The sequence below is a fragment of the Halobacillus alkaliphilus genome, assembly GCF_900113125.1.
Lineage (GTDB): Bacteria > Bacillota > Bacilli > Bacillales > Halobacillaceae > Halobacillus > Halobacillus alkaliphilus.
The window spans coordinates 1-9,664 of sequence record NZ_FOOG01000071.1 but is presented as its reverse complement, the minus strand read 5'-3'; the positions used below and the strand labels follow the sequence as shown (position 1 = coordinate 9,664).

The following is a 9,664-nucleotide window of genomic DNA, read 5'->3' as shown; positions in this document are numbered from 1 at the left end:
TGTTTACGTGTAGGAACCCTGTACTATAAGCATTTGAGGCAGATGCAGCATGGTTCCTTTCTGCTATAGCAGGGTCCGTTCGCAGCATTATAGTTGGGGTGGTGGGGAAATGGCGAGACTCCCATGGGAGAAGGGACTAGGTGAGATCCCGCAGGGAGTGAAACGAGCGAGGAAGCTCACCGTTCCCCCATAGGAAAGTGTTCAAATGTGGAATCACCCCGAAAGACACGACCAGCATAAGCCGAGCATCAAAAGGAGGGTGGTTTTTCCGTCCGTTGATGAACGGCTTATGTCTCGAGTGTCTGGGTGATGGAACAAGACGAATTATTTCCCCACCAGCCCTTATCCATCTAACGTAACGGACCCAATTTATCTCGAAACTGAGTCTTCAATAAACGGGAGCTTATCTGTAAGAAGCCAGACACTGATTCAACTATTCCTATATCTTAAAAAGCCCTAACCTTTTATCAGATCAGGGCTCTCGTTTATTTTCCTTCACTCGGGGGAGCACCATGCATATAGCTTGGTGCAGGTTTTAAATCCTGCTTTCCACCATGCGCTTCCGGAGTTTGCACATATCCAAACTCTCCCTTACCATCAGGCGTTTTACCGCTTGTCCAACTTCCCTCTTTACTTTCTTCACCTTCAGAGAAATTGATTAAATCATAGGAGAAATCGGTCGCTTCCCACTCTCTAGGAACTGTCCCCGGCACCGTGACACCGTGTGTCTCTTCCAATTCTTTTAGCGCTGCAATCCACTGATTCTGGTGCATGGTGTCACGGGCAAGCAGGAAAGACAGCATCTCTTTCACACCGCGATCGTCTGTCATCTCGTATAAACGAGCGACCTGAAGACGCCCCTGAGACTCAGCATTTAAATTAGCTCGCATATCTGTAATTAAATTTCCACTTGCTACAATGTATCCGGCACTCCAGGGTACCCCTGTACTATTTTCCGGCATGGCTCCTAACCCCGAAACAATCGCATGGTGAGGGTTCATTCCTCCCATAATCGCTCCAATCACAGGATCTTCTGCTGCTTTTTCCTGTTGATTCACAGGGGCATCATCCAGCAGCCGGGCGATCATCGTTGAAATCATCTCTATGTGACCAAGTTCTTCTGTTCCCGTGTCCATAATTAAATCCTTGTACTTAGCGTCTCCTCTAGCATTCCATCCTTGAAATAAGTATTGCATGGCGACAGAGATTTCTCCAAATTGACCTCCCAGGATTTCCTGAAGTTTCTTGGCATACATCGGATCCGGTCTTTCAGGCTTGGAATGAAACTGAAGTTCTTTTTTGTGAGAAAACAAATCAACCTACCACCTTTCAATTTTTTACCTTAAAACTAAAACAAAAGGATCGTTAACACTCACCTACTTAATACCTCCTAAAATATGTAATCAAACCTATATCTGAAATTATATTATTTTAATATAAGAAATAACTGTTTAGCATTTTATATTTGTGGAATTAATTACAAAAACCACTCGAAAGGAAGTGAATCTGATGCCAGCAACTGAAAAATATTTTAAAAGAGATTATGAACAATCCCGAGAAACATTCCAAAAACACTTAACAACCATTAAAGAAAAATGGCCTCAGGCTGCCTTATCCACTGAAACCATCGGAGAGGATCCTGACAATACCATCGATGTTATTTATTCCGAAGCGCTTACCTCGAACGAACAAGTTGTTTTTTTCACCACCGGAGAGCATGGAATTGAGGGTTACGCCGGAGCAGCAGTAACTCACCTGTTTGTCGAGGAATACCTCAATCAAATTGATCCACAAACTACCGGCATCTGCCTCGTACACGCCATCAATCCCTGGGGAATGCGTAATTTCAGACGTGTAACCGAAAACAACGTGGATTTGAACCGTAATTATTTATTCGAACCAGATTCAGTTCCTGAGAATGTAAACGAGAATTACTCGGAAGAGAGTCATATTTTTCAGCCCAACGGTCCCGTTAAAGATGTGGCCAAAGAAAAAACGGAGCTATACGAACAATTGAGCAAAGGAATGATGAGAGAAGGATACAGTGGAATTAAAAAAGCAAAAGGCATGGGACAATTTGAATTCCCACGCGGCGTATATTACGGAGGATCCAAAGAAGAGGAATCCGCCAGCTTTTTAAAAGATTGGCAGAGAAAGCTCCTTTCTACTTATCCACGTGTGATCCATATGGATTGGCATACAGCTCTTGGACCAACCAACGAGGTTACAATGGTAGTCTCAGAACACGATGAACGGGAAGAAGAGCATATGAAAGAAGAGTATGGAATGCAAAATATCCAGAAGTTCACTCCTAAAAAGGTAAAAGGAGACTCTACCAACTATTTTCATAAATTAAAAAATGAAGAAAATCCAGATACGTATCTATTTTCGGCTTTATTTGAGTTTGGCACATTCGGCACAAGCCGAAAAGCAGAGCTGCGGGAATTTACAACCATCATCCTGGAAAACCAGCTTTACTGGGAAGGGGCTGAAAAAGAGGAAGATCGCCAATGGATTCTTGAGGAATTCAAGAATATGTTCTACCCCGATGAAGGAGAATGGCGCCAATCGGTGTTAAAAGAAGCCCGTCTCGCCATCGAGTCTATTCTTACACAAGAAGAGATTTTAGTTTCCTATCAAACTACCTAGGAAGGAGAAAAAAATATGGCGCATCAGCTCCCCGAAAGATCTTTTCCCTTATGGAGAGACCAGTCAATTGAATCCTTCCCCGCCCTAACTGAGAATACTGAAGCAGATGTGACGGTCATAGGATCTGGTATCACCGGAATTATGACCGCTTATCTTCTGGTTAAAAAGGGATACAGTGTAGTAGTCCTTGAAGCAGGAAAGATTGTGGAAGGTACGACCGGCTATACTACGGCGAAAATCAGTGCTCAGCACGGACTCATTTATGACCACCTTATTCAAACGTTCGGCAAAGAAAAAGCTAAACTCTACTATGAGGCAAATCAGCACGCCCTGCAGCTGATTGATCAAATTAGACAGGACCATCATATCGACTGCGATTTCGCTTACCAGGATGCTTACGTTTACAGCACCACTGCCGAATCAACACAGAACATTGAAAAAGAAGCCAAAGCCTATGAGCAGCTCGGGATTAATGGAGAACTCTCCGAACATACGGACCTCCCCTTTCCCGTAACAGCTTCTATAAAAATGAAAGACCAGGCCCATTTTAACCCGGTCAAATTTCTGCTCCCTCTTATATCCTACTTGAAAGAAAATGGTACATCTTTTTACGAAGATACACGGGCAGTAGATATTAAAGAAGGCAAAAGACCTGAAGTTATTACAAGAAACGGACAGCGTGTACGCTCTGACCATGTCGTAATGGCCTCCCACTTTCCCTTTAAAGATTTTAAAGGTTTATATTTTGCGAGACTCCATGTCGACCGATCCTATAGTCTTGCCGTTAAAATGACTGACCAATTACCGGATGGTATGTATTTAAACGCAGAGTCTCCAAAGCGCTCACTGCGCCATGCAATTGGGGATAACGGAGAACGCTATCTGCTTATTGGTGGTGAAGGGCATCCGAGCGGCCAGAGCAGAAATACAGAACAACATTATGAGAGACTGCGTGATTATGCCGAGACACATTTTGATGTAGAGAACGTGCCCTACCGCTGGTCTTCTCAGGATATGACCACCCTGGATATGGTTCCCTATATAGGACCGATTACAGAAAAACACTCCAACATTCATGTTGCGACCGGATTTGCTAAATGGGGAATGACGAACGGAACGGCGGCGGCAATGGTGATTACTGACCTAATCAGCCAAGACAGCAGTCCTTATGCAGAACTTTTTAACCCTTCTCGTTTTCATGCCCAGGAAGATGTAAAGAATTTCACGAAGGAAAATGCTGATGTCGCTAAAGAATTCGTAAAGGGTAAACTGTCCAAAGGCGACCGGACAATGGACGATCTTGCCCTGGATGAAGGGGCCCTCATTAATAAAGACGGAAAGAAAGCCGGCGCTTATAAAACAGCTGACGGGACTGTTAAAGTAGTCGATACCACATGCACCCATATGGGCTGCGACGTGGAATGGAACAATGGAGAACGCTCCTGGGACTGCCCTTGCCATGGTTCTCGATTTACGCCGGACGGAGAAGTTATCGAAGGACCTGCGACAAAACCACTAAAAAAATTAACCAAAGAATAACCCTCTATTAAACTAGTCGCTTTGTGGGGGGAAATATGTCTTATGACTCGCTTAAAATCCCTAAAAAAGAACTTCCGGCAGCGGAAGTTCTTTTTTATTACTGCTTTATTAACTTTAAAAATTGCTTTGTACGTTCTTCCTTAGGGTGTTCAAATAGAACAGATGGTTCGCCTCTTTCAACGATCATGCCATTATCCATAAATAGCACTTCATCGGCTACTTCTTTAGCAAAGCTCATTTCGTGAGTAACGACCACCATCGTACGACCTTCCGCCGCTAGTTTCTTCATGACCTGCAGAACCTCACCGACTAATTCCGGATCCAGTGCTGAAGTCGGTTCATCAAACAACATGACTTTAGGGTCAATCGCCATGGCTCTGGCAATCCCTACTCTTTGCTGCTGCCCTCCTGAAAGCTGATAAGGGTACACTTCCATTTTCTCATGGAGACCAACTTTGGTCAGAATATCCACTGCTTTTTCACGCGCTTTTGCCTTAGCCACTTTTTGAACGGTTATAGGTCCTTCCATCACATTTTCAACTGCCGTAAAGTGCGGAAATAAATTATAGGTCTGAAAAACCATGCCTGTTTGTCTCCTGAACTCCCTAATTTCTTTTTTGGAAACTTTTTCTGAAAATTTAAGGGTCTGCTGATCAATTGTGATGGAGCCTTCTTCCGGTTGTTCGAGAACATTCAAGCACCGGAGAAGTGTCGTTTTACCCGAACCTGAAGGCCCAATGATAACGACCACTTTCCCTTGTTCTACTTGTAAACTGATATCTTTTAAAACGACTAAGTCGCCAAATTGTTTTGATATATTGTTCATGTTAATCATGAGCATTCTCCTTACGTTTTCACATACCGGTTCATGCGTTTCTCAATTTTTCCTTGCAGAACCGATAATAGAAAGCATATGACCCAATAAATAGCACCCGCTTCTACGTACACCAGTAAAGGAGTATAAGTCGTGGCCACAATTTCCTGAGCTTTTCTGAACATTTCACTGACTAAAATCGTAGAAGCCAGTGATGTTTCTTTAACCAATCCAATAAAAGAATTGGATAAAGGAGGGATCGACACCCTTGTAGCTTGTGGAAGGATCACTCGTCTTAAAGATTGAAGATAAGACATTCCGATAGATGACGAAGCCTCCCACTGCCCCTTTTCAATCGATAAAATTGAGGCCCGTATCGTCTCAGAAGCATACGCACCTGTATTTAATGAGAACGCAATAATCGCTCCCACAAAAGGTTCAAATTTCAAAGCTTCGACTCCTAAATTACCTAATCCGTAGAAGACAATGAACAACTGGACAAGTAGAGGAGTTCCCCGAATAATTGATACGTACACTCTGGCTATTCCCGACAGCACTTTGATACCGGAAATTCTAAATAAAGCCGTTGTTATCGCCAATATCAGCCCAATCGCAAAAGAAATGAGCGTAAGGGGAATCGTATAAGAAAGAACTCCTTTCAACAAAGGAAGAAAGGAGTCTTGTAATATAGTCATGTCCTCTGAACTGAGAAAGCTACTGAGTAGAAACATCTTCATTGAACCATTCGTTAGAAATTTCTTCTAGCGTACCGTCCTCTTTCATTTCTTTAAGTGCTCCGTTTACTGCCTCAACAAGTTCAGGGTTATCCTGACGGAACATCATAGCCGTTTCTGAGGCATTATCCTCTTTAGCAACAATCTCCACCTTCGACTGATCGCCTTTTTGCTTCAAATAATCCAAAACGGAAAGACGGTCATTCACGGTAGCATCGACACGGCCATTGTTCAATAATTCCATAGCAGGATTGAACCCTTCAACACTTTGAATCTCAGCCCCATATTCCTTCGCGATATCTGCATAGTTACTTGTCAAAGATTGAGCGGACACGGCGCCCTCCAAGTCTTCAAAACTTTGCATATTGTTGTTATCTTTTCTTGCTACCAGAACGGCTGATGTATATGTGTAAGGTACAGAAAAGCTGTACTTCTCTTCTCGATCCGGTTTAATCCCTACCTGATTCGCAATCATATCAAAACGATTGCTGTTCAAGCCGGCAAACATTGAATCCCATTTGGTTTCCTTGAATTCAATTTCAAGATCTAAACGTTTCGCAATTTCCTTTGCTACTTCTACATCATATCCTGTCAGTTCATCGTTTTCGTTATGGAACGTGTACGGGGCATAAGTCCCTTCGGTTCCTACAGTCAGGACCCCTTTTTCTTGAATTTGTTCATATAAACTTTGGTCGCTACTTTGGTCGCTGCTTTGGTCACTGCTTTGGTCACTGCCAGATGAAGACTCCTGCTCCTCTCCACTTGAGCCGCAGGCAGAAAGTATAATAATAAATAATGCCGTAATGGTTAACCAGGTTAATTTTTTCATTTTATTTGCTTCCTCCTTTATAATACCAACTATTTTAATCGGTTTAATATACTATTAGAGAATACATGTCGTTTCAGTAAAGGTCAACAATAATGTTTGATCTCTCTTAATTTCTTCCAGTACGGCTGTTTTATGCCTATAAAAAAAGGACACCTCCTTACTACGGAGAGTGTCCTTTTTGCATTCCTATTTTTCTATTATACGATCTTCTTGATTAACCTTCCAATGGCGCGTGGGATAAAGAGAAGGATATCAACAATTGTATGAATTAGTGAACGAATCAGTTTCATCGTCATACCTCCTTGTGTACATACGTAAATGTTCCACTTAAAAGCCTGACGCAAACTGAGTCCTTTTCCGTCTTTTTTTAGTTTTACTGTCCTTAAAAACCATAAAAGAACAAATGCTCCCTGTCTACCGCCCTATATTATGGAAACAATAAAGTTCTACCAGGATAGATCAAACTCGTATTCGAAATATTGTTAACCTCCGCTAAACGCTGAACGGTAGTCCCATTTCTTCTCGCTATACTGTAAAGGGTGTCTCCGGCTTTAACAGTATAACTTGTCATATCCTGAGGAATTACCAGATTTTGACCTATTCGTATATAAGATGAATTTGAAATTTGATTTGCCTCGATAAGATCATTCAGGGATACGTTATACCTTTTAGCAATGCTGTAAAGTGTGTCCCCGGCTTTCACTGTATAGCTGTCTCCCTGGACAGGAGGAGGATCCGGAGTATCCCCCGGGATGACAAGGCGTTGACCAACGCGAATCACATTAGCATTTGAGAGATTATTCTCTTTTACTATTTGATTAACCGTTACCCCATATTTTCCAGCGAGGCTATAAAGAGTATCCCCAGCTTTCACTGTATGAATGGTTCCTGAAGCAGAGGGCATATTTAAAATTTCAGAAACCGTTACAAATTGATAGCCTTTGGCTTTTAATGAACGGATGATGTCCGGTAGTGCACCCGGAGTCCCGGATGCTCCTGCTCCCGTGTGCATCAGCACAATGGAACCCGGAACGATGTTATCTATCACTCGATTATAAACCTCTGTTTCTGATAGACCTTTCCAATCCAGTGTATCAATATTCCAGTGAATGGTGTGGGTATAGCCCGCATTTCCTACGGCTGTAAGAACAGAAGAATTCACTGAACCAAAAGGTGCCCGGAACAATGGTTTAGTCGATAAGCCTGTCGCACTTTTCACCGCTGCTTCTGTCCGGTCTAATTCACTTTTTATTTCAGCGCTCGATAACTTAGTAAAATCTGCATGGGAATAGGAGTGATTAGCTAATTCGTGACCGGCAGCTTTAATGTCTTTAATAGAATTTGGATGATCTTTTGTTCCGGAGCCTGTTAAAAAGAAGGTGGAGTGGATATTTTCATTGGAGAGCGTTTGCAGGATCTTAGTAATGTTTGTCCCATCTGAGCCATCATCAAACGTTAAAGCTACTTGTTTTCCAGAGGTATTTCCTTTGGTAACAAACTCTGAAGTAGACGCTTCTACAGGATTAGAAAAGGAAAGGAAACTGCCCATAATCAAAAGGAAAATCGCACTGAATTTCAGAAACTTTTCTACCATTGCATTCACCTCTCTGAGATTTTTTAAAATCCTAAACCTGAAGATGATGAGTAGAAACAAACTGAATATTTTGTCTAATTAAGTCTATTATACTACATAAAGCACGAAAGAACGCTAAATATATTAAATTTAAATTCAGTTAAGATCCGTTTATTTACAATTGTACAGGGAACACTTTTTATACGATCCAATAAAATCCATTATTTGAATGATAAACACAAAGGTTTACGCATCGAAGTTTACGTCTAAAAAATCTATAACACTAGATAAGAGTAAGGAGGTTCACACCATGGCTAAAACCATTCAGCCTGAAGAAGTTGAAAGCAAACGAAAGGAAAAACACATTCAAGTTCTTGATGTGCGAACAAATGAAGAAGTTGCAGAAGGTAAAATCCCTGAAGCTCTTCATATTCCAGTGGATGAAATAGAAGAACGAGTTGGAGAGCTTGATCCTAACAAAGAATATATTACGGTATGCCGCTCCGGCAGACGGAGCGATATGGCTGCCGACATTATGAATGACAAAGGCTTAAATGCCCATAACATGGAAGGTGGCATGAAAGCCTGGACCGGAGATGTACGGTAATATCAAAACCCCGCTCTTTTAATAAAGTGCGGGGTTTTTACTTCTCATGCTAACGCCTGTTTTCAGAAGATATGTATCAGAGCATATTGGACTAGTTGTCTGGATATACTTAACCGTTAGAGTACATTAAAGGGGGAAACGTATGTCAGCATCTCGTATTTTGAAATGGGTAACAGGCGGACTGGAAGCTATCCTAGCTATACCTTTTCTTGGTGCCACTATTATCATCAGCCTTTTCTGGACACCTTTAGCATTAATGTTAATTTTGCACATTATCACTCTAGTATTAACAAAAAAAGATAATGGTGCCGCAACGGGAAGCATCCTGGGAATTATCACCTCTTGTGTCGGCTGGATCCCTTTTGTAGGAATTACCATGCATATCCTGTCTGCCATTTTCCTTATGCTGGACGCAGCAAAACCTGACCCAAAACCTGAAGAAGAAGTAGCCTGATCTTACAGAAGACTGCTTTTATATTTCTTTTCTCCAGATTCCAGCAGAACCAAGAAATAAAAAAAGACTTCCCATATGGGAAGTCTTTTTAGTTAACGTTTTATCTTTGAACGTTAGCTGCTTGTGGTCCGCGGTTTCCTTCAACGATTTCGAAAGAAACTGTTTCGTTTTCTTCTAGTGTTTTGAAACCTTCGCCTTGAATAGCAGAGAAATGAACGAATACATCGTCTTGACCTTCTACTTCAATAAAACCGAAACCTTTTTCTGCGTTGAACCATTTAACATTACCTTGTAACATAATTGTTGCCTCCTGCGTGGAATTTCTCCACATTGTATTACTATTATTGCTCTGCATATTCACTCTAGACGAAAGTGACTTACTAGGTTACTTTTTCTTTCATTCATAAACGAACAAGAATAATTAATTTCTATTATAGCACCTGTAATACACCCCCGTCAACCTTG

At 41.7% G+C, this 9,664-nt stretch carries 10 protein-coding genes; 4 read left to right on the top strand and 6 right to left on the bottom strand.

Translation table 11 applies throughout. The features are described from left to right. Window positions 1–485: 485 nt before the first annotated feature. Window positions 486–1,313 carry a manganese catalase gene (locus tag BMZ06_RS19825; RefSeq protein WP_089754887.1) on the bottom strand — a complete coding sequence of 276 codons (828 nt, stop codon included), beginning with the start codon at window positions 1,311–1,313 and terminating at the stop codon, window positions 486–488. A gap of 196 nt (window positions 1,314–1,509) precedes the next feature. Between BMZ06_RS19825 and BMZ06_RS19820 the strand changes: the two genes are divergently transcribed. Then, window positions 1,510–2,649, top strand: a complete 1,140-nt coding sequence (locus BMZ06_RS19820; RefSeq protein ID WP_089754885.1) for a M14 family metallopeptidase — start codon at window positions 1,510–1,512, stop codon at window positions 2,647–2,649. A 15-nt stretch (window positions 2,650–2,664) separates the two neighbouring features. Further along, window positions 2,665–4,188 (top strand): FAD-dependent oxidoreductase, encoded by a 1,524-nt coding sequence (locus tag BMZ06_RS19815; protein WP_089754883.1) that lies wholly within the window; start codon window positions 2,665–2,667, stop codon window positions 4,186–4,188. 97 nt (window positions 4,189–4,285) lie between these two features. Here BMZ06_RS19815 and BMZ06_RS19810 read toward each other — a convergent pair whose 3' ends face one another. From BMZ06_RS19810 to BMZ06_RS19795, 4 genes are all read right to left on the bottom strand, one after another. Further along, complete coding sequence (locus BMZ06_RS19810; protein WP_089754881.1) at window positions 4,286–5,023, bottom strand: amino acid ABC transporter ATP-binding protein; 738 nt, start codon at window positions 5,021–5,023, stop codon at window positions 4,286–4,288. A gap of 11 nt (window positions 5,024–5,034) precedes the next feature. Then, window positions 5,035–5,739 (bottom strand): amino acid ABC transporter permease, encoded by a 705-nt coding sequence (locus tag BMZ06_RS19805; RefSeq protein ID WP_089754879.1) that lies wholly within the window; start codon window positions 5,737–5,739, stop codon window positions 5,035–5,037. After that, window positions 5,717–6,565, bottom strand: a complete 849-nt coding sequence (locus BMZ06_RS19800) for an amino acid ABC transporter substrate-binding protein (RefSeq protein ID WP_089754877.1) — start codon at window positions 6,563–6,565, stop codon at window positions 5,717–5,719. The genes BMZ06_RS19805 and BMZ06_RS19800 overlap by 23 nt, the downstream gene beginning before the upstream one ends. Window positions 6,566–6,992: 427 nt before the next feature. After that, window positions 6,993–8,159, bottom strand: a complete 1,167-nt coding sequence (locus BMZ06_RS19795) for a LysM peptidoglycan-binding domain-containing protein (protein ID WP_089754875.1) — start codon at window positions 8,157–8,159, stop codon at window positions 6,993–6,995. 289 nt (window positions 8,160–8,448) lie between these two features. Between BMZ06_RS19795 and BMZ06_RS19790 the strand changes: the two genes are divergently transcribed. Continuing rightward, a complete protein-coding gene (locus tag BMZ06_RS19790) occupies window positions 8,449–8,745 on the top strand; it encodes a rhodanese-like domain-containing protein (protein WP_089754872.1) in 297 nt (98 codons plus the stop codon). Between the two features lie 142 nt (window positions 8,746–8,887). Further along, the gene (locus BMZ06_RS19785; protein WP_089754870.1) at window positions 8,888–9,199 is read left to right on the top strand and encodes a hypothetical protein; all 312 of its coding nucleotides are present in this window, start codon (window positions 8,888–8,890) and stop codon (window positions 9,197–9,199) included. Window positions 9,200–9,299: 100 nt separating this feature from the next. On the opposite strand, the gene BMZ06_RS19780 is transcribed toward BMZ06_RS19785, so the two are convergent. Then, complete coding sequence (locus tag BMZ06_RS19780) at window positions 9,300–9,497, bottom strand: cold-shock protein (protein WP_014641831.1); 198 nt, start codon at window positions 9,495–9,497, stop codon at window positions 9,300–9,302. Window positions 9,498–9,664 lie beyond the last annotated feature (167 nt).

Coding starts and splice junctions, on each gene's coding strand:
- BMZ06_RS19820 (WP_089754885.1), top strand. CDS start 1,510: ATGCCAGCAACTGAAAAATATTTTAAAAGAGATTATGAACAATCCCGA.
- BMZ06_RS19815 (WP_089754883.1), top strand. CDS start 2,665: ATGGCGCATCAGCTCCCCGAAAGATCTTTTCCCTTATGGAGAGACCAG.
- BMZ06_RS19810 (WP_089754881.1), bottom strand. CDS start 5,023: ATGATTAACATGAACAATATATCAAAACAATTTGGCGACTTAGTCGTT.
- BMZ06_RS19805 (WP_089754879.1), bottom strand. CDS start 5,739: ATGAAGATGTTTCTACTCAGTAGCTTTCTCAGTTCAGAGGACATGACT.
- BMZ06_RS19800 (WP_089754877.1), bottom strand. CDS start 6,565: ATGAAAAAATTAACCTGGTTAACCATTACGGCATTATTTATTATTATA.
- BMZ06_RS19795 (WP_089754875.1), bottom strand. CDS start 8,159: ATGGTAGAAAAGTTTCTGAAATTCAGTGCGATTTTCCTTTTGATTATG.
- BMZ06_RS19790 (WP_089754872.1), top strand. CDS start 8,449: ATGGCTAAAACCATTCAGCCTGAAGAAGTTGAAAGCAAACGAAAGGAA.
- BMZ06_RS19785 (WP_089754870.1), top strand. CDS start 8,888: ATGTCAGCATCTCGTATTTTGAAATGGGTAACAGGCGGACTGGAAGCT.
- BMZ06_RS19780 (WP_014641831.1), bottom strand. CDS start 9,497: ATGTTACAAGGTAATGTTAAATGGTTCAACGCAGAAAAAGGTTTCGGT.